Origin of the sequence: Bradyrhizobium iriomotense, from assembly GCF_030160715.1 — a bacterium.
In the GTDB taxonomy this organism is placed as follows: Bacteria; Pseudomonadota; Alphaproteobacteria; order Rhizobiales; family Xanthobacteraceae; genus Bradyrhizobium; species Bradyrhizobium iriomotense.
On record NZ_BSOW01000057.1, the window covers coordinates 13557 to 36447 of the forward strand.

23 protein-coding genes are annotated in these 22891 nt (G+C 65.2%); 11 read left to right on the forward strand and 12 right to left on the reverse strand.

Annotated features, from left to right (window positions below; translation table 11 throughout):
- Positions 1–73 precede the first annotated feature (73 nt).
- Positions 74–604, reverse strand: coding sequence for a transglycosylase SLT domain-containing protein (locus QQL28_RS43085; RefSeq protein WP_284275590.1), 531 nt, complete (start codon positions 602–604; stop codon positions 74–76).
- 241 nt (positions 605–845) lie between these two features.
- Here QQL28_RS43085 and QQL28_RS43090 point away from each other — a divergent pair, with 241 nt between their 5' ends.
- Complete coding sequence (locus QQL28_RS43090; protein ID WP_284275591.1) at positions 846–1073, forward strand: hypothetical protein; 228 nt, start codon at positions 846–848, stop codon at positions 1071–1073.
- A 304-nt stretch (positions 1074–1377) separates the two neighbouring features.
- Here QQL28_RS43090 and QQL28_RS43095 read toward each other — a convergent pair whose 3' ends face one another.
- Both QQL28_RS43095 and QQL28_RS43100 read right to left on the reverse strand, forming a co-directional pair.
- Positions 1378–2706 (reverse strand): ATP-binding protein, encoded by a 1329-nt coding sequence (locus tag QQL28_RS43095; RefSeq protein WP_284275593.1) that lies wholly within the window; start codon positions 2704–2706, stop codon positions 1378–1380.
- 16 nt (positions 2707–2722) lie between these two features.
- Positions 2723–3463, reverse strand: a complete 741-nt coding sequence (locus QQL28_RS43100; RefSeq protein WP_284275594.1) for a response regulator — start codon at positions 3461–3463, stop codon at positions 2723–2725.
- Between the two features lie 181 nt (positions 3464–3644).
- On the opposite strand from QQL28_RS43100, the gene QQL28_RS43105 reads away from it, so the two are divergent.
- Both QQL28_RS43105 and QQL28_RS43110 read left to right on the forward strand, forming a co-directional pair.
- The gene (locus QQL28_RS43105; RefSeq protein WP_284275595.1) at positions 3645–4235 is read left to right on the forward strand and encodes a hypothetical protein; all 591 of its coding nucleotides are present in this window, start codon (positions 3645–3647) and stop codon (positions 4233–4235) included.
- A gap of 235 nt (positions 4236–4470) precedes the next feature.
- Entirely contained in the window at positions 4471–5025 is a 555-nt protein-coding gene (locus QQL28_RS43110) for a PRC-barrel domain-containing protein (protein ID WP_284275596.1), read from the forward strand.
- Positions 5026–5190: 165 nt separating this feature from the next.
- Here the strand turns inward: QQL28_RS43110 and QQL28_RS43115 are convergent, their stop codons facing one another.
- Together QQL28_RS43115 and QQL28_RS43125 are read right to left on the reverse strand one after the other, a co-directional pair.
- The gene (locus QQL28_RS43115) at positions 5191–6399 is read right to left on the reverse strand and encodes an ABC transporter substrate-binding protein (protein ID WP_284275597.1); all 1209 of its coding nucleotides are present in this window, start codon (positions 6397–6399) and stop codon (positions 5191–5193) included.
- An 896-nt stretch (positions 6400–7295) separates the two neighbouring features.
- On the reverse strand, positions 7296–8864 hold the full coding sequence (locus QQL28_RS43125; RefSeq protein ID WP_284275599.1) for a DUF4403 family protein: 1569 nt from the start codon (positions 8862–8864) through the stop codon (positions 7296–7298).
- A gap of 233 nt (positions 8865–9097) precedes the next feature.
- On the opposite strand from QQL28_RS43125, the gene QQL28_RS43130 reads away from it, so the two are divergent.
- The gene (locus tag QQL28_RS43130) at positions 9098–9493 is read left to right on the forward strand and encodes an MAPEG family protein (protein ID WP_284275600.1); all 396 of its coding nucleotides are present in this window, start codon (positions 9098–9100) and stop codon (positions 9491–9493) included.
- Positions 9494–9500: 7 nt separating this feature from the next.
- On the opposite strand, the gene QQL28_RS43135 is transcribed toward QQL28_RS43130, so the two are convergent.
- Both QQL28_RS43135 and QQL28_RS43140 read right to left on the reverse strand, forming a co-directional pair.
- Positions 9501–10229 (reverse strand): dienelactone hydrolase family protein, encoded by a 729-nt coding sequence (locus QQL28_RS43135; RefSeq protein WP_284275601.1) that lies wholly within the window; start codon positions 10227–10229, stop codon positions 9501–9503.
- On the reverse strand, positions 10226–10711 hold the full coding sequence (locus QQL28_RS43140) for an Lrp/AsnC family transcriptional regulator (protein WP_284275603.1): 486 nt from the start codon (positions 10709–10711) through the stop codon (positions 10226–10228). The genes QQL28_RS43135 and QQL28_RS43140 overlap by 4 nt, the downstream gene beginning before the upstream one ends.
- A gap of 128 nt (positions 10712–10839) precedes the next feature.
- Between QQL28_RS43140 and QQL28_RS43145 the strand changes: the two genes are divergently transcribed.
- Both QQL28_RS43145 and pcaB read left to right on the forward strand, forming a co-directional pair.
- On the forward strand, positions 10840–11220 hold the full coding sequence (locus tag QQL28_RS43145) for a nuclear transport factor 2 family protein (protein ID WP_284275605.1): 381 nt from the start codon (positions 10840–10842) through the stop codon (positions 11218–11220).
- 203 nt (positions 11221–11423) lie between these two features.
- On the forward strand, positions 11424–12791 hold the full coding sequence (gene pcaB, locus QQL28_RS43150; RefSeq protein ID WP_284275607.1) for a 3-carboxy-cis,cis-muconate cycloisomerase: 1368 nt from the start codon (positions 11424–11426) through the stop codon (positions 12789–12791).
- On the opposite strand, the gene QQL28_RS43155 is transcribed toward pcaB, so the two are convergent.
- Both QQL28_RS43155 and QQL28_RS43160 read right to left on the reverse strand, forming a co-directional pair.
- Positions 12792–13145, reverse strand: coding sequence for a GIY-YIG nuclease family protein (locus QQL28_RS43155; RefSeq protein ID WP_284275608.1), 354 nt, complete (start codon positions 13143–13145; stop codon positions 12792–12794).
- 252 nt (positions 13146–13397) lie between these two features.
- Positions 13398–14117: a L,D-transpeptidase gene (locus QQL28_RS43160; protein WP_284275610.1), complete on the reverse strand. Its 720-nt coding sequence runs from the start codon at positions 14115–14117 to the stop codon at positions 13398–13400.
- Positions 14118–14388: 271 nt separating this feature from the next.
- Between QQL28_RS43160 and QQL28_RS43165 the strand changes: the two genes are divergently transcribed.
- The 3 genes from QQL28_RS43165 to QQL28_RS43175 all read left to right on the forward strand — a co-directional run bounded on the left by QQL28_RS43165 (position 14389) and on the right by QQL28_RS43175 (position 17067).
- Positions 14389–15441 carry a glycosyltransferase family 4 protein gene (locus QQL28_RS43165; protein ID WP_284275612.1) on the forward strand — a complete coding sequence of 351 codons (1053 nt, stop codon included), beginning with the start codon at positions 14389–14391 and terminating at the stop codon, positions 15439–15441.
- Between the two features lie 34 nt (positions 15442–15475).
- Complete coding sequence (locus tag QQL28_RS43170) at positions 15476–16165, forward strand: class I SAM-dependent methyltransferase (RefSeq protein ID WP_283040802.1); 690 nt, start codon at positions 15476–15478, stop codon at positions 16163–16165.
- A gap of 242 nt (positions 16166–16407) precedes the next feature.
- Complete coding sequence (locus QQL28_RS43175) at positions 16408–17067, forward strand: hypothetical protein (RefSeq protein WP_284275615.1); 660 nt, start codon at positions 16408–16410, stop codon at positions 17065–17067.
- Positions 17068–17336: 269 nt separating this feature from the next.
- On the opposite strand, the gene QQL28_RS43180 is transcribed toward QQL28_RS43175, so the two are convergent.
- Positions 17337–19001, reverse strand: a complete 1665-nt coding sequence (locus QQL28_RS43180; protein WP_284275616.1) for an aminotransferase class III-fold pyridoxal phosphate-dependent enzyme — start codon at positions 18999–19001, stop codon at positions 17337–17339.
- Between the two features lie 35 nt (positions 19002–19036).
- Between QQL28_RS43180 and asd the strand changes: the two genes are divergently transcribed.
- Positions 19037–19906, forward strand: a complete 870-nt coding sequence (gene asd / locus QQL28_RS43185) for an archaetidylserine decarboxylase (protein WP_284275617.1) — start codon at positions 19037–19039, stop codon at positions 19904–19906.
- Positions 19907–20030: 124 nt separating this feature from the next.
- Positions 20031–20594 (forward strand): NUDIX hydrolase, encoded by a 564-nt coding sequence (locus tag QQL28_RS43190; RefSeq protein ID WP_284275618.1) that lies wholly within the window; start codon positions 20031–20033, stop codon positions 20592–20594.
- Positions 20595–20785: 191 nt separating this feature from the next.
- Here the strand turns inward: QQL28_RS43190 and QQL28_RS43195 are convergent, their stop codons facing one another.
- Positions 20786–22207, reverse strand: coding sequence for a FecR domain-containing protein (locus tag QQL28_RS43195; protein WP_284275647.1), 1422 nt, complete (start codon positions 22205–22207; stop codon positions 20786–20788).
- Positions 22208–22480: 273 nt separating this feature from the next.
- Positions 22481–22891, reverse strand: a 411-nt coding sequence (locus QQL28_RS43200) for a DUF2147 domain-containing protein (protein WP_284275619.1), incomplete at its 5' end; no start/stop codon positions are given.

Sequence of the window (22891 nt, forward strand, 5' to 3'; positions counted from 1 at the left end):
CGGCTCTGCGCAGCAGCGTACGGGACGTGCTTCGCATCGCCCGGCACGCTGCAGCGCGTCCGGGACACGCGAGCTATTTCGGGGCCTGCGCCCTTGCGTTGGTGACGTTTCGCGCCAGCCGCTTGTGCGGGGCGAGCATCGGCTGCGGATTGCCGTTCGGCTCGAGCCAGGCGTTGCCAAAGCTGTCGGCCTGCTGTGCCATCTGCTTCCGCTGCTGCTTTGCGGCGTAGTAATAGCCGCCTGCATAATAATGAATGGCTCGGCCGTAGTCGCCGTTCGCAGCGCGATAGGCGCCAGCGAGGTATTTCACGGCATAGGTCAGGTTGGTTTCGGGATCGCGCAGGCCGGCCGCGTCGCCGGTGTAACCGACCCCGCGGGCGGTCGCGAGCTTGATCTGCATCAGCCCGATCGTGCCGCCATGGCCGATGAGATGCGGTTGGTAGCGGCTCTCACGCATGATGACGCGATGCACCAGCGCTTCGGGCACGCCGTTCGCGCGCGCATGCGCCGCAACCATCTCGGCGTACTCCGCCTCGCCCGCGACTGCCGCGTGCGGCAATGACAGTCCGGCCGCGATTGCGGCAGCAACGAATAAAGCTTTCATCGAATATCTCTCGGTCCAATTGACCTGCACCAACGCGCGTTAGGCCTGCGGAACACGGCGATGATGTGGCGAAACGCCGCCGTCAAAATTTTCGGCCGCGACGTCGTCTTTACGACTTAAACATGCGTTAAGGTTGCTGCAGGTGAGGTGCAGCAGGCTGAGGCCGCACGCGACAGCGGGCCTGTCCATTCGCGCATCTGCCCAACAACAGATAAGAAACACACGTAGCGGGAGACGTGCCATGACCAGATCAGATTTGATGCAATCAGACCTGACTCACGCGGACATCGGCGAAATTCCCAGGCAAAATCCTTGCGCGCAATGCGGCACGCCGATCGCGCACCCCGACTGGATCGAGCCGGGCAATGGCCGGGTTTCCTACCTCTGGAAATGCCGCGCCTGCGGCTATCGCTTCGAGGCGATCGCGATCTACGACGAGCCGGCACACGAGCACGCGCTCGCCGCCTAGAGCATGATCCGGAAAAGTGTGTAGCGGTTTTCCCTCGCGACAAACGCGGAACGCGTTTGCGCGCAGATCATGCGCAAACAACAACCTAAAGCGTGATGACGATTCATCCCAATCTCATCGCGCTTTAGAGCCACGCATGATTGCTCCACCTCTCCCGCAGGGAGAGGTCGCGCCGAAGGGCGCGGGTGAGCGGCTCAGCGTTCTCGTGCGACCTGCGCCTCCTCACTCGATTTGCACTGGACGATGCTTCGCCTCGCCAGCAGCAAATCGACCTCTCCCCGTTGGGGAGAGGTGAAGCGAGGCGTCACGCGGCGAGGCGGTTCGGCTGCCAGACCGGCAGCTGCATGCGCACGATCAGGCCGTTCGGCTGGCGGTCATGCAGCGACAGCTCGCCGCCATGGGCGATCGCGATCGCGCGTGCGATCGAGAGGCCGAGCCCGAAGCCGGTGGTGTCGTCCATGTTGCGCGCGTCGTCACCGCGCACGAACGGCTCCAGCATCTCCTGCTTGCGCGCGTCGGAAATTCCGGGACCGTCGTCCTCGACGTCGATGGTCAGCCTGGTGCCGGCGACGTCGAGGCGGATCGTGACCTCGGCGCCGAAGCGCACCGCGTTCTCGACGAGGTTGGTGATGCCGCGATGCAGGTCGTCGGGACGCGCCGCGGCGGTCGCCTGCGCGGGGCCGTCGTAGTGCACGGTGTGCCCCATGTCGGCAAACTGGTCGGCGATCAGTTGCAGCGTGCTGGCGATGTCGACCAGCGTCACCGCCTCCATCTTGCGATCGTTACGCAGCAGCGACAGCACCGATTCCAGCATCGCGCGCATCTGGTCGAGATCGATCAGCATGCGCTTGCGATGCGTCTCGTCCTCGATGAACTCGGCGCGCAGGCGTAGCCGCGTGATCGGCGTGCGCAGGTCGTGGCTGATCGCCGCCAGCATCCTGGTGCGGTCGGCCATCAGCCCCGCGATCCGCTCATGCATGCGGTTGAGCGCGCGCGCGACGGAACGGATCTCTTCGGGCCCGCGCTCGGGCAGCGGCTCGGCGGTGCCGTCGAGGCTGAAACCTTCGGCGGCGCGCGCGAAGGATGACAGCGGGCGAGCGAGCGCATGCGCGGCCCAAAGCCCCAGCATGGTGACGCTGATCAGCGCGAACAGCAGCGTCATCATCCACGGGCCGCCCCAGAACCGCGGCGGACGCGGTCCCGGATCGACGCGTCCCGCAATCACCGTGCCGTCGGGCAGCTCGACGGCGACCTTGTGCTCGCCGGCCTCGGGCGGCAGCGTCATCACTCTGTAGCCGTGGCCGAGATGCCGGCGGATGCCGCGCAGATGCTGGCCTTCAGTGTCCTCGACGACGGTGGTCGTACCGGGGGCGCGCACTTCGAGATCGAGCTTCGGGAACGCGCGGGCGATGTCGGCCAGCAGTCGCGGCCGCTCCTCGCTTGCGGCGCCGCCGAGCAGCAGCGCGGCATCCGCCAGATGATGCGCGCCGTCCGGCGGCGGCTCGGCGCGATCCGGCCGGCTGATCAGGAAGCTGGCGGTGAGGATAAGGTGAAGCGCGATGATCGACGCCACGACGAGGGCGGCGATCTGTCCGCCGATGCTCCTGAGATGGAAGAACCCGAACAGCTTCATGGCGGGCCGCCCAGGGTCAGCTGTTCAGGGGCGCCGCAACCGCTTCCGTCCTCGGCGTGAACAAATAGCCGCCCGAGCGCACCGTCTTGATGAGCGTGGGATCCTGCGGGTTGGGTTCGATCTTGCGGCGGATACGGCTGACCAGCACGTCGATCGAGCGTTCGAACGAGCCGGTGGCGCGGCCCTGCGTGAGGTCCAGGAGGCTGTCGCGCGACAGCACGCGGCCGGGCCGCTCGCAGAAGGTGCGGAGCAGGTCGAACTCCGCGCTCGTCATCGCGACGCGCGCGCCCTCGGGGTTGCGCAGCTCGCGCAGCCGCAGGTCGATGCGCCAGCCCTCGAAGGCCAGCGTGCTCGCGCCTTCGATCGAGCTGGCGGCCTGCGCCGCGGCCTGCCGGCGCAGCACCGCGTTGATGCGCGCCAAGAGCTCGCGCGGGTTGAACGGCTTCGGCAGGTAGTCGTCCGCGCCCATCTCGAGCCCGACGATGCGGTCGACGTCCTCGCCGCGCGCGGTCAGCATGATGATCGGCGTCTGTGCCTCCGAGCGCACCTTGCGGCAGAGGCTGAGCCCGTCCTCGCCCGGCAGCATGACGTCGAGGATGATCAGGTCGACGCGATGGTCGGCCATCGCGCGCGTCATCTCGCGGCCGTCGCTGACGGCGGTGACGTTGCAGGCGTTGTTGCGCAGGTATTTCGCAATCAACGTCCGGGTTTCGCGGTCGTCCTCGACGACAAGGATGTTGGGCGAAGGAATAGCCATGTGCTCTGTTTGTCGGAGATTCGGGGGGAGCGGCGAAGTTTTTTGTTTCCGGATGTTTCTGGATGGCCCTTTGGCAACGTCCGGTAACGTCTTGAAGGGGGTGCAGCAAGGTCTCGTTAACGCCGTTAACCATACCGTGGCGCCGTCAGATAAGGAACCCCGCAAAACCCACGGAGCCATCATGACTTCGATCTCGGCGGCCTCCGCCGGCACCTACCAGTCGCCGCTGCAGCGGTTGCAGCAGGAATTGCAGTCGGAGGTCGACGCCGGCACGATCTCCTCGTCGGATCAATCCGCGCTGTCGACCGCGCTCACCGATATCGATTCGGCGATCCAGCAGAGCCGTTCGAGCGATGCGTCCAGCGGCGCCAAATCCTCGCCGGAGGACATGAAGTCGAAGATCGACGACCTCATCGCGGGCGAGGTCTCGAACGGCACGCTGACCTCCGACCAGGCCACTGAGCTGAAGGGCGTGTTCCAGTCCACCTTCGCGAACGGCCCGGGCGGCGCGGGTGGTCCCGGAGGCGCGGGCGGACCGCCGCCCGGCCCGCCGCCGTCGGACGATGGCTCGTCCACCTCGTCAAGCTCCTCGACGGACTCGACGAGCAGCACCTCGAGCGATAGCACCACCGCCGAGATCCTCCAGCAATTCCTCCAGGCGCTCCAGCAATCGATCTCGTCGTCGACGTCGTCCTACGGCGCTTCCGGAAATGCGAACAGCTCGTCGAGCAGCTCGCAGATCTCCGCACTGCTCATCGACTACAAGACCTGACCGCGACGCCAGGTCGGCGCAGTCCCCGTCGTCTCTCACACGTCTCCCAGGGCGCGTGACGAGTCGGCGGGGAACTGTGCGTTGCCCGCGCGTTCGATTGAAAATCTCCTTCGCGCGGAACTTGCTTCGCGATGCAACGCGCGCGAAATGCGTGACGAAATTGCCGCAGCGTAGGAACTGCGGGCCAATATGCGCGGTTCTCTCCACACGAGTTTTCGATCAAGGAGAGGACACCATGTTGATGAAATCCATCGCGGCCGGCCTTGCCGGTTCCGCGTTGCTCGCCACTGTCGCATTCGCTCAGCAGCCGACCGCCACCACAGACAAGGCACCGAACGCGGCCGCCACGACGACGGCAACGACCTCGGCCACGGGTGACTGGCGCGCAGCGAAGATGGTGGGCTTGAAGGTCTACAACGAGGCCAACGAAAGCGTCGGCTCGATCAACGATCTGTTGATGGACAAGAGCGGCAACATCAAGCTCGTCGTGCTCGGCGTCGGCGGCTTCCTTGGCATGGGCGAGCATCTCGTAGCGGTACCGTTCGACAAGGTGAAGTTCTCGACAGAGCCCGTCGCGTATGCAGCGACCAGCACCAACCCGCCGGGCGCGCCGGCCAATCGGCCGGCAACCGGCACGACGCCGCCGTCAACGACGACGGGTGCTGCGACCGACAGGCCCGCCGCGCCGGCCGCTTCGACGTCATCGACCTCGAAGTGGTACCCGGACCACGCCGTGTTCAATGCGACCAAGGACGAGCTGAAGAACATGCCGGAATTCAAGTACGACTAACGTGGTTCGACTTGCCTGAACGAAAAACGCGCCCGGTCTCTGGCCGGGCGCGTTGTCGTGACCACGTCATTGCGAGGAGCGAAGCGACGAAGCAATCCAGAGCCATTTCCGCGGATGCATTTCTGGATTGCTTCGCTTCGCTCGCAATGACGGAGTCTGCGGAAGCTAGTGCCCCACCAGCGGGCAGCCGCCCTTGTCGATCGGGCGGAATGCCTCGTCGCCCGGCACGGTGGCGATCAGCTTGTAGAGGTCCCACTCGCCCTTGGACTCCTCGGGCTTCTTGACCTCGAACAGATACATGTCGTGCACCATGCGACCGTCGATGCGGATCTTGCCACCCTTGGCAAAGAAATCGTTGACCGGGGTGGCGCGCATCTGCTCCATCACCTTCGGCGCCTCATCGGTCTTGATGGCCTCGATCGCCTTCAGATAGTGCATGGTCGCCGAATAGAGCCCGGCCTGGATCATGGTCGGCATGTGCCCGACCTTGTCGTTGAAGCGTTTTGAGAAGGCGCGGGTCTCGTCGTTCATGTCCCAATAGAAGGCATCGGTAACGATCAGGCCCTGCGTCGCCTTGATGCCGAGCGAATGTGTATCGGTGATCTCCTGCAAGAGCGCGATCATCTTCTGCCCGGCCTGCGTGAGGCCGAATTCGGATGCCTGCTTCAGCGCATTGGTCGTGTCGCCGCCGGCATTCGCCAGCGCCACAACCTTGGCCTTGGAGGCCTGGGCCTGGAGCAGGAAAGAGGAGAAGTCGGAGGAGTTGAGCGGATGACGGACCTCGCCGAGCACCTTGCCGCCGCTTTCCTTCACGACGTTGGCGGCGTCGCGCTGAAGCGCCTGGCCGAAGGCGTAGTCGGCGGTGACGAAAAACCAGGTGTCCTCGCCGCGCTTGACCATCGCCTTGCCGGCGACGTTCGACAGCGCATAGGTGTCGTAGGTCCAGTGCACCGTGTTGGGCGAGCATTGGGCGCCGGTGATGTCGGAGGAGCCGCCGCCGGAATTGATGTTGATCCGGTTCTTCTCGCGCGTCAGCGCCGAGATCGGCAGAGCCACCGAGGAGGTCGGCACGTCGAAGATCGCGTCGACCTTCTCGTTGTCGTACCAGTTGCGCGCGATGTTGACGCCGACATCGGGCTTGTTCTGATGGTCGGCGGCGACCACCTCGACCGGTTTGCCGGCGACCTTGCCGCCATAATCGGCGACCGCCATCTGCACAGCGGCGAGCGAGCCCTTGCCGGTGGCGTCGGCATAGAGGCTCGACATGTCCGTGAGCACGCCGATCTTGACGACGTCGTCGGAAATCTGCGCCTGCGCCGCGCCGGTGGCAGCGAAGGCAAGACCCGCCGCGACGGCGGCAAACAGTTTGTGCATGATTGTTCTCCCTGTGCGTTGTTCTTTGGATTTCGTTTGCAGGGAGTCGTTCTAACGGCAATCGACGGCCGCAGCTAAGCGATCCGTGCCGTAGCCGAATGCAAAAAGGGAAGGGGCGGCGATGACGTGTTGCGGATGTTGGTGACTGGCGGGGATGCTATGAGGTCGCACGCGATCGAACACCCGTGACGGGCCACCATGCCGGTGGCCGGTCGCCCGCCGAAATCAAGGCCCCTCTATCCTGTCAGTAGCCTCCGTAGGGGCCCACATAGAATTGACGCCGGTAGGGATAGGGATAAGCGGGTGGATACCCGTATCCTCCGCCATAAACCGGGTCCCCATAACTGTCATCTACGTAGCCGTATGGATAATAAGGAGCGTAGTAGCCGCCATAATAGGGGGCTGCAGCGGCGCCCGCGATCAAGGCGCCCGCGAGAAGTCCTGCGCCCAGACCCCAGCCTCCTCCACGCCAGCCACCTCCGCGCCAGCCTCCTCCATGCCAACCACCTCCGTGCCAGCCACCGCCCCAGCGGACCTGCACGGCATTATCAGCCGGTTTTGCTGATGCCGAGAGGGTTGATAGCGGTGCAGCGGATGCGGGCCCGCTGGCCACCGATATCGCGCCAGCCAGGAAGAGCGCAGCCGCCATCTTGAGGATGCTCATGGTCACCTCCACTCGTGAAATACACTTTGACCGGTCAACCCTGCGGAATGCGGGGGGTTGCGCAGCTTCTCAAATAATTTTCCCGATGACGGGAACGATCTTGTTGATCCCAGCGCGGGACACGTGACTACCCAGGCGCACGGGTGGCGGCATACTGCAGCGCATCAGTGTCAATCTAGGTCCTGGCCTGCACGTCGCGGATCGATCATCCGGTGCCGGGTAGCCGGGTGCCCTACATCCCCGACAGCTTCGTCACGTACACGTTCAGCGAGCCGCCGGCTTCGGCGATGATGCGGAGCGTCTTGGAATCGAAGGCGATGTCGGAGAGCGTCAGGCTGTCGATATTGGCCTCGACGCGCAGGCCGTCCTCAGTCTTCTGGTAGTCGGCGATCGCGGCCGCGATCTTGTCGCGCGCGTTCGCGGCGATCGGCTTCAGGTCGAGCGTCGCCTTCTGCACCAGCGCCTGCTGGAGCTGCGGCACCACCGCGCGCGCCGCGGCCCCGAGCAGCCCGAACGCTGCCTCGGATTCCACCGCAAGCTGGATGTCGGCGAGCCGCAGCGTCTGCTGCGCCTGGTCGAGCATGGGCCGTCCCCAGATGTGCACGGTCGCCTCGGCACCCAGGCCGAACCAGCTCTTCTTCTCCTTCGCGCGCACCAGAAGCGAGATCAGCAGCCGGTCGCCCGAGGGGGTCACGTTGACGTTCTTGACGGTGACGTCGACCGGACCCGAGCCGTCTTCCGGATAGGTATGGCCGACCATCTGGGCTGCGATGAGCTTGTTGATCTCGGTGAAGGGCACGTCGATCGGCACGCCGATGTTCACGCCGGCGCCGGTCGGCGGCACGATCGAGATCTTCTCGGGGAATGGACACTCGGGCTTGGTCTGGGTCGTGGTGACGCGGGTCTCGGCCTCGATGCCGAGCAGCAGCGTCACGGCCTGCGCATCGACGCGCGGCTGCGCCGCGATCGCACGGATCGGTTTCATCTCCAGCCAGAGCGGCGGCAACGCGGCCGAGGAGCCCGCGCCTTGCAGCGGCATCGAGCGGCAGGCCTTGATCCATTGCGCTTTCGCATTCTCGCGCAGGCTCGGATCGTTGCGGATACGTTCGGCGACCACGTTGAGCTGATCGCTGACGGTTTTGTCGATCAGCGGCTTGACCTGCGCCGGCACGTTGACCTTGGCGCCGGCGACCGAGAGGTTGGTGTCGCCGAGATTGACCTGCGCGCCGAGATTGGGCTCGAGGTGCCAGTTGGCGGCGAGTTTCGGGCGCGAGGTGATGACCACGTTGCCCTTGATTTCGGCGCTGGCATTCAGGTTCTTGATGTTGACGGCGCCGATCTGCTTGGCGGCGTTGTTGCCGAGCACGCTGCCGAGCGCCTCGCCGAGCGCGCCGGTCGCTTTCGAGGACAGCGATCCCGTGACGTTGAGCTTGCCGGTCAGGGGTGTCGACAGCGTCAGCACGTCCTTGTCGCCGCTCGCGGCAATCGGCCCGCGCGAGGCGGTCCAGCCGATATCGGCGTTCTGGAGGATCTGCGAGACCGGATTGTCGGCCTTGCCGGTGAAATTGCGCGCCGCGCTCTTGTCCGCGGCCTCGCGGATCGCCGACAGTGCGATCGCAACCGGCGCCACCGCGATCGAGCTCTTCGAAACCGGCGGCAGCGGCGGCAACTGCGTGACGGCGGGCGCCGTCGTTGCGCTGCGCGGCGACAGCCAGTCCATGGCCTTCAGGCTCACGAAAAACGACGCCGCGATCACCGCGACCGCGATCAAAATAGTCTTCAAGTTCAACGTCAGACGCATCAATCCCCCGAACCGGCCCCGGTCGGAGATTCTACAGGGCGGGGGAACGCGGCGCTAGAGTGGCCGAAACCGGGCGGAGATGCACCGCGGCGGTGAGATCGGCCTCACTATTCCGCACGATCGAGTGATCAAGAAAAGCGCCCGGCGGTGTCGATCCGGCGCCGGCCAATACGTCTGGATAGGGCCGACCGGCCACATCGCGCGACCGGCGGCATCCATTCCAGGAGGCGCAGATGACGACCGACCTCAGATATCTCGTTCTGACGGCGATGCTGACCGCCGCTTTGTGGATTCCCTATATCGTCTGCCAGGTCAGGACCAACGGTCCGCTGGAGCCGAAGAATTACGCCGACCCCACGCTGCCGCGGCCGGTGCCGGCGTGGGGGCAGCGCGCCAATCGCGCCTATCTGAATGCGATCGAGGTGTTCGCGCCCTTCGCGGCGCTGGTCATCGTCGCGCAACTGGCGGGGAAGGCCAATGCGACCACCGCGCTCTGTGCCGCGAGCTTCTTCTACCTGCGGCTTGCTCACGCGGTCGTCTACCTGGCCGGCATTCCCTATGTGCGAACCATCCTGTTCACGCTCGCATTCGTGGTCGAGGTCGTGATCTTTTGGGAGGTGACCAGGTAGATTTCTCTCAGCGCAGCTTCATGCCGAAGGCCTCTTCGAACAGGCCGAGCATCGCGGTCCAGGAGCGGCGATCCGCCTCGGCATGATAGGCGTGGTTCGGCACGCTTTCGCCAATGAGCTCGGGGTTGGTGAAGCCATGCGCAGCGCCGCCGTAGACATGGGCCTGCCAGTCGACGCTGGTCGTGCGCATGTCGCGCGCAAAATTCGCAAGCTGTGTCAGCGAGACCAGTGCGTCCGCGGCCCCGTGACACACCAGGACTCTCGCCTTCATGCTCGCCGCATCCTCCGGCCGCTCGTTCGGGAAACCGCCATGGAAGCTCACGACGGCCGCAAGCTCGGCGCCGGTCCGCGCCAGCTCCAGCGCCGTGGTGCCGCCGAAGCAATAGCCGACTGCAGCGAGCTTCGTAGCGTCGACCGTGTCGTGCCCGGCCAGCGCCAGGCAGGCGGCTTGCGCCCGCTCGCGCCAGCGCGACGTGTCGGCGCGCAAGCCGTTCATCAGCTCGATTGCCCGCGGCACGTCGGGAGCGGTCCTGCCGCCGCCGTAGAGATCGGCCACGAGCACGACAAAGCCAAGCGCGGCCAGTTGCTCCGCACGTGCGATCGCATGCGTGCCGATGCCGCGCGCGTCAGGGAATAGGACGATGCCGGGACGTGGAGTGCTTGCAGCTCCGTCGGTAACGAGAATGCCCTGGAGGTCTGCGGCGCGATCGCGATAGGCGAGAATTGTCCGTGTCATGGCGATGCGAGGTGCGAGAGGGGCAGGGGGGCGCCCGCCTTCAGTGTCTGGATCGCGATGCTGCTGCGAACCTCGCGCACGATCGGCAGATTGAGCAGCTTGTCGACCAGGAAGCGCTGGTAGTCTTCAAGCTCGGGAACGACGATCTCGAGGAGATAGTCGACGTCACCGGAGACCAGGTGACAGGCGACGACCTCGGGCATCGCGACGACGGTCTTCTCGAATGTGAGCGCCTGTTCGTTGGCGTGGCCGTTGATCTTGATGCCGAGAAAGGCCGAGAAGCCCAGCCCGATGCGGCCGCGCCGCAACGAAGCGCGATAGCCGTCGATGTAGCCGTCCTGCTCCAGCCGCCGCACCCGCCGTAGACAGGGCGAGGGCGACAGCCCGATCTTGCTAGCCAATTCGATATTACTCAATCGTGCGTTGGTCTGGAGTTCTGTGACGATGCGTCGGTCGATCGCATCCAGCTCGCATTTTGGCATGAAGCGCATCCTGTCGGATCAACGAGGGCACAATGTTGCGCCGAAGGGGCTGACACTAGCCCACTTCGCAAGGACATGCCTCAGCTTTTCGTGGGATGGATTGCTCCGACCTTGTCGAAGGAGTGACCATGACCGAAAATCCGATCCTTGCGCCCCTGCTGGAAGCCGTCGAGCGCTACTTCACGCTGATGTACGACAATGACGTCTCGCATTTTGACCGCGTCTTCGCGCCGAGCGCGCAACTGCATGGCTTCCGGGATGCCGAGCTGCGGATATTGCTGGCGTCCGACTACAGGAAGATGCTGGCGTCGACACCCTCACCGAAGTCGAAGTGTGCCCCATGTCTCCAGGAAGTCCTGCTGGTCGATCTCGCGTCACCGACTCAGGCCGTCGTGAAAGTGCGCGTGCGGATCGATACGCTCCAGTACCTCGACTATCTCTCGTATCACCGCATCCATGATGCCTGGTTGATCACGGCAAAATCGTTCCACGTCGAGCGGCGATACTGACTCGCGGTCACGTTTCGTCGCCGCGCCGCAGGCTCGATATGGGCAGCCAGCGGCTTCCCGGCTTGCAGCCGAGTTTGCAGCGAGCGCGTTGCCGGCAACGGCCTCTCCGATCTCCTGGATGTCGCGTTCGGCTTCGACACCGAATTGCTGAATCGCCTCGATCGAGCCTATCATGCTCCTACATGGAGTTATGGGGAAACGTCATGGCGAGCACGGTCTTCGATTCCGTCCTGTTCCGCGACATGTTTGGCACCGCCGAGATGCGCGCGGTGTTTTCCGATGAGGCGCTGATCGGCCGCTATCTGGAAACCGAGGCCGCGCTCGCCCGTGCCCAGGCCCGCGCCGGCGTGGTGCCGAAGGACGCGGCGGCAGCGATTGATGCCGCCTCCCGCAGCATCAAGCTCGACTTCGACAAGCTCCGCCACGAGACCGAGATCGTCGGCTATCCGATCCTGCCGCTGGTCCATCAGCTCTCCGAGGCGGCCGGCGAGGCCGGCCGCTATGTGCATTGGGGCGCGACCACGCAGGACATCATGGACACCGCCAATGTGCTCCAGATCCGCGCGGCGCTGGACATCGTTGCGCGCGACCTGAGGGAGTTGCGCACGATCCTCGCTGGTCTCGCCCGCAAGCATCGCGACACGCCGATGGCCGGCCGCACCCATCTCCAGCAGGCCCTGCCGGTGACCTTCGGCTACAAGGTCGCGATCTGGCTCTCCTCGATCGACCGCCACATCGAGCGTGTCGACCAGGCACGGCCGCGCATCCTGCTCGGCGAGTTCTCGGGTGCGGCCGGCACGCTCGCCTCCGTCGGCGATGGCGGCCTCGAGATGCAGCGCCTGTTTTGTGATGAGCTGGGCCTGTACCAGCCGCCGATCACCTGGCACGTCGCGCGCGACGGCATCGCGGAAGCGGCGACGCTGCTCGGTCTCGTCACCGGCACGCTCGGCAAGATCGCCACCGACGTGATGCTGATGTGCGCGACCGAGTTCGGCGAGCTGTCAGAGCCTTTCGTGCACGGCCGCGGCGCCTCCTCAACCATGCCGCAGAAGCGCAACCCGATCTCCAGCGAGTTGATGCTCGCCGCCGCCAAGGCCGTGCGCCAGCACGTCGCAACCATGCTCGACGGCATGATCCACGATTTCGAGCGCGCGACCGGTCCCTGGCACCTCGAATGGGTGTCGTTGCCGGAGAGTTTTCTGCTCACGGCGTCCTCGCTCGCCAACGCGAAGTTCATGCTGGCCGGCCTCGTCGTGCATGAGGACCGCATGCGCGCCAATCTCGGCCTGACGCACGGCCTCATCGTCGCCGAAGCCGTGATGATGGCCGCCGCGCCAAAGCTCGGCCGGCAACACGCGCATGACGTCGTCTATGACGCCTGCCGCAAGGCGATCGAGGGCGGCGGCGATCTCGCCGACATCCTGTCCGGCGTTCCCGAGATCGTGGCCGCACTCGGCGGCGTCGACGCCATCCGTCGCCACTGTGACCCCGCGAACTATCTCGGCCTCTCCGGCCAGATGGTCGATCGGGTGCTCGGCCTCTCGGCGGACGCGGGCGAGACCGCGGGCTGATTACCGCGCTGCGATCTCACTCTCATCCTGAGGAGCCAACGAAGGCGGGCGCATCGAAGGATGAGGGGACTTACGCTCTGCTAGCTTTTGCAGCTCGGCAAGATCGCCGCGCATGAAAGCTTCCTTCTTGGCTCGGCTCCATTTCTTCAGCTTCCGTTCGCATTCGATCGCGTCAGTGATCCGATCGAACCATTGCGAGAAAACGAGTGTCACCGGCCTGCGCGAAGAAGTGTAGCCACCGAATGTGCCGGCGTTGTGCTGCGCGATCCTAATCTCGAGTTCGGTTCGCGTTGTCCCAATGTAGTAGCTACCGTCCGCGCATTTGAGAATGTAGAGATAAGCGCCGTCTGTCATGTGCCCGCCCCATCCTTCGAGACGACCGCTTCGCGGTCTCCTCAGGGTGAGGCTAACTGGCATCTGCGCGCTTGTGCAAGCACTTCGGTAGAAGCTTCCACGAGGACGTCCGGCTTTGCGGCCCCGCACCTGGTCCTCATCCTGAGGAGCTCGCCAAAGGCGGGCGTCTCGAAGGATGGCCACAATCTCCGGTGCCAAACGAAAACGGCCCCAGGAATACCAGGGGCCGTAAGCATCTCGATCTCTCGTCGCTTACCGCGTTGCGCTGCCGAGGTCCGCGCGGCGGTCGGTCATCGGAAGCACCACGACCTTGGTGCCGACGTTGACGCGGGAATAGAGATCGGTGACGTCTTCATTCGTAAGGCGGATGCAGCCGGAGGAGACGTGCTTGCCGATCGTCTCGGGCGCGTTGGTGCCGTGGATGCGATAGACAGTGCCGCCGAGATACATGGCGCGGGCGCCAAGCGGGTTGCCGGGACCGCCGGCCATGTGGCGCGGCAAATAGGGCTGGCGGGCAATCATTTCCGGCGGCGGTGTCCAGTCCGGCCACTCGGCCTTCTTGGTCACCGACTGGACGCCGGACCAGGTGAAGCCGTCGCGGCCGACGCCGATGCCGTAGCGCACGGCCTGACCATTACCGAGCACGTAGTAGAGATACGTGTTCGGCGTATCGATGATGATGGTGCCGGGCGCCTCGCGCGTCGCATAGCTGACGACCTGGCGGCGGAAGCGGACGGGCGTCTCGACGCTGTCCTGATCATCCGACGGTGCGGTCTGATAGGACGGCGCCGGCTGGTACGGCTGATAGGGTTGCAGCGGCTGCGGCGCGGCAAAGCCGGGCGGCGGCGCGAAGAAGGGGAAGAGTTGCACGGGCGCGGCATGTGCCGGGCCGGCAAACGCGATCGCGGAGATCGCAACTGCGCCGAAGGCAACGGCGCGCGAATACGTCTTGAACGTGTCCAGATTGAACATTGATCGCCCCTGTTGGATCGGATTTTTGATCACCGCGGCCCTTTGCGGTGTTCCGTTGCCCAAACTCGTAACGGCGAAAAGTTTCGGGACGTTTGCACGGGAAACCGAAAACGGTTTCGTCGCGGCAAGGATTGTTTCATGACAGTTTCGTGGCCGTGCGGACCCGTTAACGAACAAAACAGTGGGTCGACACTTCTGTGACGTCACACGCCTGAAATATCCTTCGTTGATGGTCCTAAGCCGAGAATCATCAAACTCTCGGGATTTTTCCATGCGGGTATTAATCGCGACTGACGCCTGGCATCCGCAGGTTAACGGCGTGGTGCGGACGCTGACCTCGCTCGCCGCGGCCGCCAAGGCCCTCGATGTCGAGATCGAATTCCTGACGCCGGACGGCTTCCCGTCGCTGCCGCTGCCGACCTATCCGGGCCTCAGGATCGCGCTGCCGAGCGGCCGCGAGATCGCGCGGCGGATCGAGGCGGCGGCTCCGGAAGCGCTGCACATCGCAACCGAAGGCCCGATCGGCTGGGCGGCGCGCGCCTATTGCCACCGGCGCGGGCTTGCCTTCACCACCTCCTACACCACGCGCTTTCCGGAATATGTCTCGGTGCGAACGGGCATTCCGGCCAGTGTCGGCTACGCCGTGCTGCGGCACTTCCACGATGCCGCCGCCATGACCATGGTGGCGACGCCCTCGCTGCGGCAGGAGCTCTCCGAGCGCGGCTTCAAGCGGCTCGGCTTCTGGACCCGCGGCGTCGACACCACGCTGTTTCATCCCGACGATCCCGCCAAGCTCGACCTGCCGCGGCCGATCTTCATGGCGATGGGACGCGTGGCGGTGGAGAAGAATCTCGATGCGTTCCTCTCGCTCGATCTGCCCGGCACCAAGGTCGTGGTCGGCGACGGGCCGCAGAAGGCGCAGCTCGAGCGCAAATATCCGAACGCCGTTTTCCTCGGCGAGAAGAAGGGCGCCGACCTCACCTCGCATCTCGCCGCCGCCGACGTCTTCGTGTTCCCGAGCCTCACCGATACTTTTGGCGTGGTGCAGCTCGAGGCGCTGGCCTGCGGCACGCCGGTTGCGGCGTTTCCGGTGACCGGTCCGAAGGACGTCATCGCCGACCATCCGATCGGCGCGATCGACGACGATTTGCGCGCCGCGTGCCTCCGCGCGCTCACCATGTCGCGCGAGACCTGCCGCAACTTCGCGCTGGCGCGCTCCTGGGAAAACAGTGCGCGTCAGTTCGTCGGAAACCTCACCTCACTCCAGCCCAGCCGATCGCTGCGTCCGACGCCCGTCATGGCGCGGCGGCCGGTGCGCGGCTGACCATGAACATTCTGAACCAAATGGGACTTTGCTAATGGCCAAGATCATGAAGTTTGAAGAGTCGCAGCAGCTCGACCTCGACCGGGGTACGGTCGAGCAGGCCTATGACCGGTGGGCGCCGGTCTATGACCTCGTGTTCGGCGGCGTATTCGCCAAGGGCAGGCAGGCCGCGATATCAGCGACCAACAAGCTCGGCGGCCGCGTGCTCGAGGTCGGCGTCGGCACCGGCATCTCGCTGCCGATGTATGCGCCGAACGTCCGCATCTTCGGCACCGATATTTCGGAGGCGATGCTGGACAAGGCGCGCCGTCGCGTCAGCGAGCTCAAGTTGAAGAACGTCGAGGGCCTCGCGGTGATGGACGCCGAGAAGCTCGAATTTCCCGACGATTCCTTCGATGTCGTGATGGCGCAATATGTCGTCACCGCCGTGCCTAATCCGGAAGTCGCGCTGGACGAGTTCGCGCGCGTGCTGCGTCCCGGCGGCGAATTGATCATCCTGACCCGCGTCAGCGCGGACGACGGCATGCGCCGTTTCATCGAGCAGAAGCTCCAGCCGGTGGTGCGTCACCTCGGCTTCCGCACCGCCGAGTTCGCCTGGTCGCGCTACGCCAAGTGGCTCGCGAGTGCGCATGGCATGGAGCTCGCCGAGCGCCGCCTGATTCCGCCGCTCGGCCATTTCTCGCTGGTCCGCTTCCGTAAAGTTCAGGTCGCCAAGGCGGCCTAGTTGCGTTGTTGCCCCTCATGGTGAGGAGGCGGGCAAGCGCCGTCTCGAACCATAGAGGCCCGGCTGTCGCCCGGCGGGCCTCGCCCTTCGAGACGCTTGCTCGCGCAAGCTTCTCAGGGTGAGGGGATAGAGTTATCCGTGCGTCACCGCGTCGCGCACATTGTCATATGACAAATTGATGATGTCACACGCCCTACATCGAATCCCTGTATCTCCTAACCCGAAGCCTTTTGGGGGAAAGAATGATCAAAGAATTCCTTGAGCAGCTGCGCATCCAGCGCTGGGACGACCACCGCTACTATCACCACAGCCGCATCAATCAGAGCCTGCACTTCGTCAGCGCGCTGAGCTTCCTGCTCGCCTATGTCTGGCTGTTCATCGATCCCGTGGTCTCGGGACTGGTCGGCTGGCTGGTGTCGATGACCTCGCGCCAGTGCGGTCACTTCTTCTTCGAGCCGAAGGGCTACGACCACATCAACCAGGCGACGCACGAGCACAAGGAAGAGATCAAGGTCGGCTACAACCTTCAGCGCAAGGTGGTGCTGATGACGATCTGGGCGCTGTCGCCGCTGGTGCTGTTCGTCGATCCGACGCTGTTTGGCCTGTTCAAGCCGTTCGCCAGCGCGACCGATTTCATGCGGCAGGTCGCAAAGATCTGGCTCGCGGTCGGCGCCGGTGGACTTCTGTTCCGCACCGTGCACCTGTTCTTCATCCGCGACGTCGAGACCGGCCTCGTCTGGATGACCAAGATCCTGACCGACCCGTTCCACGACCTGATGCTCTACCGCAAGGCGCCGCTCGCGCTCATGCGCGGCGAGCTGATGGACCCGGGCCTGCATCTCAACCCTGAGCACACGCTCGGCTTCATCTCCGAGCCTGCGCTCGAAGAGCAGCACGCCTGAGCGCGCGGCCTTCACCAAACACTCCGATGTCCAAAGGTTACGTCATGCCCGGGCTCGTCCCGGGCATCCACGTGTTGGGACGGCGTTGCGCTCTCTCTTCACCTCTCCCCGCGTGCGGGGAGAGGTCGAATTTGCGCGACGCGCAAATTCGGGTGAGGGGGACTCTCCGCGAGTCCAGCTGTCACCGGCTTCGTGGAGAGTCCCCCTCACCCCAACCCTCTCCCCGCAGGCGGGGAGAGGGGGAGGAGGGGCCGGCGATTGCGTCAGCCTCAGCGCCCGAAGCGCTTGGCCAGCATCTCTTTCAGGATCTGCCGCTTGATACGCTTGTTGGTCAGCGCGGGATCGTGCCACCAGAAGCCGTCGGCCTTCATCTTCTGCGCGGCGCGGACGAAGCGTTCGGCGACCTCGGTGAAATCGGCGTCGGTGTAGTTCAGGCTGAAGATCAGCCGTCCGGTGCCGACCCAGCTCAAAGCAAGGCCTTCGGCGCGCAGGTAGTATTGCAGCATCCAGTTGTAGCGCGACGGCTGCGTGTACGTCACCGTCCAGATCGAGGACAGGTTGGCGATGCGCACCGGCAGGTCCGCCTCGCTCAGCATCCGATTGAGCTTTTGCGCGCGGCCGTCCCAGGTCGCGTCCAGCCCGTCATAGATTGCACGGAAGTTGGGGCTGGCGAGCCGGCTCAGGAACTCGTCCATCGCCGTCATGACGTAGGGGTGCGAATTGAAGGTGCCGCGGGCAAAGCAGACGTCGGCGGGACGATCGCCGCGGAAGCGCCGCATCAGCTCCTTCTTGCCGCAGACCACGCCCACAGGCAGGCCGCCGGCGAGGCTCTTGCCGTAGGTCACCATGTCGGCGCGGACGCCAAAATATTCCTGGGCGCCGCCGGGGGCGAGACGGAAGCCGACGAAGACCTCGTCGAAGATCAGCACGATGCCGCGCTCGGTGCAGACCTCGCGCAGCTTGTTGAGCCAGGCGGTATAGGCTTCGCGGTCGAAGTTGCCGCCGCGCGAGCTGTCTACCAGCGAGGAGTCGCCGGGCGCGTTCGCGTTTGGATGCAGCGCCTGGAGCGGATTGACCAGCACGCAGGCGATGTCGCGCCGGGTGCGCAACACATGCAGCGTCTTCTCCGACATCTCGGCGAGCGTGTAGGTCTCGTGCGCGGCAATGGGATTGCCGACGCCGGGTTGCACTTCGCCCCACCAGCCGTGATACGCGCCAGCGAAGCGCACCAGATGCGTGCGCTTGGTGTGGTAGCGCGCGAGCCGCACGGCCTGCATCACGGCTTCGGTGCCGGACATGTGGAACGAGACTTCGTCGAGGCCCGAAATCTGGCAGAGCCGCGTCACGTTCTCGGCGATCACGGGATGGTAGGGACCGAGCACAGGCCCGAGCGCATGGGCGCGCTTTTCGCCTTCGCCGATGCACTCCTTGTAGAAGTCGTTGCCGAAGATGTTGACGCCGTAGGAGCCGGTGAGGTCGTAGGAGACGTTGCCGTCGAGATCGGTGACGGTGACGCCGCTCGACGACTGCGTGAAGCTCGAGGTGCCCAGGTTCTCGCGCACGAGGCGGGAGAACTGGAACGGTACGCGGTAGCTTTCGGTGAATTGCAGGTCGGAGATTCTTTCCGCCGCCTCCTTCGTCAGCGCGCGTCCCTTGGCGTAGCGCTGGGCGTAGAGACCGGCGAGGCGAAAGAAGCCGTCATGACGCTGCGCCGCGATGGTGGCAGGCGCGCCGTCACAAGCGAAATAGTCGTCGCCCTCGAACTCGTAGAACGGGATCAGCCGCGCCACCCGGCGCGACATCTTGGAATGCCCCGAGAGCGAGCGGTGCTTGGCGCGGGAGAGTTCGATGCGCGCCTTGATCTTCGGGAAGGCGGCGGCAGCTGACGCTGCGGCGGCCACGGACAATGAGAGAATCGGGAGTGTCGTTTCCATGACAACAAGCGCTAACTGGACCTGCTGACAGATTCATGACAGTCAAAGCCCTCATCGCCTCTTTCACCCAGCAGGAAGACCTCAATTTCCTGCTGACCAACCGCATTCCCCGCGCGGCGCTGACGCGCTTCATGGGCTGGTTCTCCAAGATCGAGAACCCGCTGGTACGGGACGGCTCGATCGCGCTGTGGAAGCTGTTCTCCGACCTCGACCTGTCGGAAGCGCGCAAGACCCATTTCAAGAGCCTGCACGACTGCTTCACGCGGGAGCTGAAGCCGGGTCTCAGGCCAGTCGATCCGGATCCCGCGATCGTTGCCAGTCCGTCCGACGGCATTGTCGGTGCGCACGGCAGGATCGCCGACACCGAGCTGTTCCAGGTCAAGGGCGCGCCCTATTCGCTGCTCGATCTCCTCGGCGATCCCGCGCTGGTGGAGCAGCACCGCAACGGCTCCTTCGTCACGCTGCGGCTGACCTCGAGCATGTATCACCGCTTCCATGCGCCTTACGACGCGCATATCGAGCGCGTCACGCTGATCCATGGCGACGTCTGGAACGTCAACCCGATCGCGTTGAAGCGGGTCGAGCGGCTGTTCTGCAAGAACGAGCGCGCGGTGATCCGCACGCATTTGTCGACCGGCGAGGCGGTGACGCTGGTGCCGGTGGCGGCTATCCTGGTCGCGAGCATCCGCCTGCACTTCATGGACATGGTGCTGAATGCGCAGACCCGCGGCCCGGTCAACTTCCCCTGCGACGTCAACGTGACCAAGGGCGAGGAGCTCGGCTGGTTCGAGCACGGCTCGACCATCATCATCCTCGCGCCCGGCGATTTCGCGTTCTGCGACGGGATTGCCGAAGGCACGCGCATCCGCGCCGGTCAAGCGCTGCTGCGAAAAAACGGAGCATGATCCGGAAAAGTGGACGCCGGTTTTCCGAAAAAATCATGCTCCACTAAAGAAGCCTTCAATCCGCCGTGTCGGCGGCCTATATCGTCCGCGGGGACGATTCTTTCGACACGGCGGGTAACGAGTTATGGCGCGGGCGCCGGTTCAGGCGGCAGGGGGAATTGTGCTGCGGCGTGACGCGCCGCTGATCGCCGTGGTGCGCCAACGCAAGCGCAACGAATGGGTTTTGCCCAAGGGCAAGCTCGACGACGGCGAGACGCCGAGGGAGGCCGCGCACCGCGAGGTGCTTGAAGAGACCGGCCACGACGTCGCCATCCACGAATTTCTGGGCACGCTCGCCTATCCATCCGGCGGCCGCTCCAAGATCGTGCATTTCTGGCGCATGGAAGCGGACGGCGGTCCGGTCCGCAAACTGATGAACGACATCAAGGCGGTCGACTGGTTGCCGCTGGAGGATGCGGTCGCGCGCCTGTCGCGCGAATATGAGCGCGCGTTCCTCATGCATGTCGGACCGATCGCACTCGCCGCCGCCGGCCTCGCACCGGTTGAGATGGAAGCCATGCCGCCGCTTGCCATGGACGACGTCGACGCCGTGATGCAGACGCTGACGCCCGCGGAGGCGGCGTCGGTCGAGGAGCTGCGTCATGGCCTGTTGCAGAAGGTGAAAGCCTGGCTTCGCGGCGAGGCGTGAGCTTAAGCGAAATCTGTCACCGGATTGTCGCTGCACCCCTCGCGCAAGGGAAGGACGCTTGCGGCAAACTCGACATCAACCCTCATGGTGAGGAGCGCGCATCGCGCGCGTCACGAACCACGAGGCCCGAGCGTGGCCTCACCCTTCGAGACGCCGCGTTCCGCGGCTCCTCAGGGTGAGGGACAGCACCGCTACCTCCGCTCCTTTTTCTCCTTTGGCGGCGGCACTGGCTTACGCGGCGCCGGGCGCGTCACGCCCGGCAGGCGCTGCTGCAATCCGGGTTGCCGCTGTAGGCCGCCTTGCTGTGGCTGGACGGCGTTCGGCACGGGCTGACTCTGCTGGCCGCTGCGTGGTGACTGCTGCGCGGGCGTTGCGCCTGGCTGTGGCGTCGTGCCCGGCTGCGACGACGGAGCCTGTCCGCTGCGCGGTGCTGGCGGATTGGTCGCGCCGCCGGGCGGTGTCTGTCCGGCACGCGGTGCGCCCTGTTGCTGGCCTTGCCCGGTGCGCGGCGTACCCGGCTGACCGGCGCCGCCTTGTCCTTGGCGCTGCGGTTGCTGCGTGCCTGGTTGCTGCGTGCCCTGGCGATTCGGCGCACCTGGTTGTTGCTGCTGCTGCTGGCCTGGACGATTGTTCTGTCCCGGCTGGCCGTTCGGCCGCTGCGGCTGCTGTCCGGGCTGACCATTCGGCCGCGGCTGTTGCTGCTGCGGTTGAGCCGGCTGCACCGGCCGCGGAAGACGCGGCGCCGCGGTCGGATTGGCCCTGCGGAATTCGCGCTGCTCGGTGACGATCTGCCGGCCGGTGGTCTGGGCCTGATGCACCTGGCTCACGAAGACCCGGTCGCGTGCGACCTGTTGCGGGGCAATCGTGATCGGCACCGCGGCGAGGCGCGCCCCGCCCGTGCCGGGCCGGATCGCAAAGCCGCTCGCGCCTTGCGTCAGCGCGCCGAGCCGCGCGCCGCTGGTGCGGTCGTTGACGTCGATGTGGCCGACCCTGCCGTCGGCGTCGGGATAGAGCTTGATGTTGACGTTGTTGGCCGCGGCCACCGCCGTCGCATTCGCCGGCACGTCGATGACGCCGGTGGTGCCGCGGATGCCGAGCGTCGCGGTCGGCGTCGTGATCTTCATGTCGCCGGTCTTGGCGACCGCCGCGGCGACGAAGGCAACCGTGCCCTTGCCGACGTCGAAGATCGCGGAGTTCTGCTTGCCGCCGTCCTCGTAGACGTAATTGTCGATCGTGATCTTGGCGCTGGCCGACAGGTTGAACGTGGTGGAATCGTTGAAGGCGATGCTGAGCGAGGAGTTCGAGGCGGTCTGCACGACGTCGTTGAGATAGATGTCGTCGCGCGCCTTCAGCGGATAGGAATTCTTGTCGCGGATCACGGTGGCGATCCCCGTCACGGTTGCGACGTTGCCGATCGGTTCTTCAGGCGCGGCGGTTTGCGCGTCGGCCGCCGGTGCCGCTGATGTCGGGGAGGGAGACGGTGTCGGCGAAGCCTGCGGCGCCGGCTGCGCTTGCGCGAGCAGGGTCGCATCGGACGCGCATGCGTCCCTCGCGCCGGCCAACGACACGACCAGCAGCGGAAGCGCGAGCACGCGGCGGCGCCAAGCCAGCATCAAAGTCACAATGAGGTCCCGGTGAAGACACGAGGCGAGATCAGCCGATTTCAGCCGGAGATGGCTGAATGGCGGATGAACATCTGTCGCACAGGCATTGCCAACGTTCAAACGCCACGTCCCGGATTTCGGGACGTGGCGCCATGATTCTTGCTCGTCATTCCGGGGCGCGCGATAGCGCGAACCCGGAATCTCGAAGTTGTGGCGCGAGATCCCGGGTTCGATGCTTCGCATCGCCCCCATTGTGCAATGTAGGATGACGCGCTGCGCGCGTCAGGTCACGCGCTTCCAGGTCTGGCCGCCGCAGAACATGCCGCCGAAGGCGCAGCCCTGCACGCGGAGCAGGTTCGGGCCCTTCATCGCGATCGTCGAGTCGTAATTGCGCCCGGAGTCGGGATCGTGGATGCGGCCGCTCCACTTGGCGCCATCGGGCTGCATGTTGATCAGGATCTTCTCGTTGGACTTCTCGGCATAGCCGCAGAGATTGGCGCCGCATTGCTCGACGCGCACATTGCCCTTGTTCTCCTCGGTCGCCCACAGGCCGAGCGGTGTCGTCGGGGCGGGGGCGGGTGCAGCCGCGACAGGAGCCGGGGCGGGCGCGGGCACGACCGGTGCGGCAACGGGTGCCGGCGGTGCAACGGGCGCTGCCTGCGGCGTGACGGTGGCGTTGACGGCCGCGGTGGC

Bases quoted from the DNA above. Each gene is read 5' to 3' on its own strand.
- QQL28_RS43175 (WP_284275615.1), top strand. From the start codon at position 16,408: ATGATCAAAGAATTCCTTGAGCAGCTGCGCATCCAGCGCTGGGACGAC.
- QQL28_RS43140 (WP_284275603.1), bottom strand. From the start codon at position 10,711: ATGCCAAAATGCGAGCTGGATGCGATCGACCGACGCATCGTCACAGAA.
- asd (WP_284275617.1), top strand. From the start codon at position 19,037: ATGACAGTCAAAGCCCTCATCGCCTCTTTCACCCAGCAGGAAGACCTC.
- QQL28_RS43100 (WP_284275594.1), bottom strand. From the start codon at position 3,463: ATGGCTATTCCTTCGCCCAACATCCTTGTCGTCGAGGACGACCGCGAA.
- QQL28_RS43190 (WP_284275618.1), top strand. From the start codon at position 20,031: ATGGCGCGGGCGCCGGTTCAGGCGGCAGGGGGAATTGTGCTGCGGCGT.
- QQL28_RS43155 (WP_284275608.1), bottom strand. From the start codon at position 13,145: ATGACAGACGGCGCTTATCTCTACATTCTCAAATGCGCGGACGGTAGC.
- QQL28_RS43130 (WP_284275600.1), top strand. From the start codon at position 9,098: ATGACGACCGACCTCAGATATCTCGTTCTGACGGCGATGCTGACCGCC.
- QQL28_RS43135 (WP_284275601.1), bottom strand. From the start codon at position 10,229: ATGACACGGACAATTCTCGCCTATCGCGATCGCGCCGCAGACCTCCAG.
- QQL28_RS43180 (WP_284275616.1), bottom strand. From the start codon at position 19,001: ATGGAAACGACACTCCCGATTCTCTCATTGTCCGTGGCCGCCGCAGCG.
- QQL28_RS43195 (WP_284275647.1), bottom strand. From the start codon at position 22,207: ATGCTGGCTTGGCGCCGCCGCGTGCTCGCGCTTCCGCTGCTGGTCGTG.
- QQL28_RS43105 (WP_284275595.1), top strand. From the start codon at position 3,645: ATGACTTCGATCTCGGCGGCCTCCGCCGGCACCTACCAGTCGCCGCTG.
- QQL28_RS43160 (WP_284275610.1), bottom strand. From the start codon at position 14,117: ATGTTCAATCTGGACACGTTCAAGACGTATTCGCGCGCCGTTGCCTTC.
- QQL28_RS43090 (WP_284275591.1), top strand. From the start codon at position 846: ATGACCAGATCAGATTTGATGCAATCAGACCTGACTCACGCGGACATC.
- QQL28_RS43115 (WP_284275597.1), bottom strand. From the start codon at position 6,399: ATGCACAAACTGTTTGCCGCCGTCGCGGCGGGTCTTGCCTTCGCTGCC.
- QQL28_RS43095 (WP_284275593.1), bottom strand. From the start codon at position 2,706: ATGAAGCTGTTCGGGTTCTTCCATCTCAGGAGCATCGGCGGACAGATC.
- QQL28_RS43125 (WP_284275599.1), bottom strand. From the start codon at position 8,864: ATGCGTCTGACGTTGAACTTGAAGACTATTTTGATCGCGGTCGCGGTG.
- pcaB (WP_284275607.1), top strand. From the start codon at position 11,424: ATGGCGAGCACGGTCTTCGATTCCGTCCTGTTCCGCGACATGTTTGGC.
- QQL28_RS43170 (WP_283040802.1), top strand. From the start codon at position 15,476: ATGGCCAAGATCATGAAGTTTGAAGAGTCGCAGCAGCTCGACCTCGAC.
- QQL28_RS43110 (WP_284275596.1), top strand. From the start codon at position 4,471: ATGTTGATGAAATCCATCGCGGCCGGCCTTGCCGGTTCCGCGTTGCTC.
- QQL28_RS43165 (WP_284275612.1), top strand. From the start codon at position 14,389: ATGCGGGTATTAATCGCGACTGACGCCTGGCATCCGCAGGTTAACGGC.
- QQL28_RS43145 (WP_284275605.1), top strand. From the start codon at position 10,840: ATGACCGAAAATCCGATCCTTGCGCCCCTGCTGGAAGCCGTCGAGCGC.
- QQL28_RS43085 (WP_284275590.1), bottom strand. From the start codon at position 604: ATGAAAGCTTTATTCGTTGCTGCCGCAATCGCGGCCGGACTGTCATTG.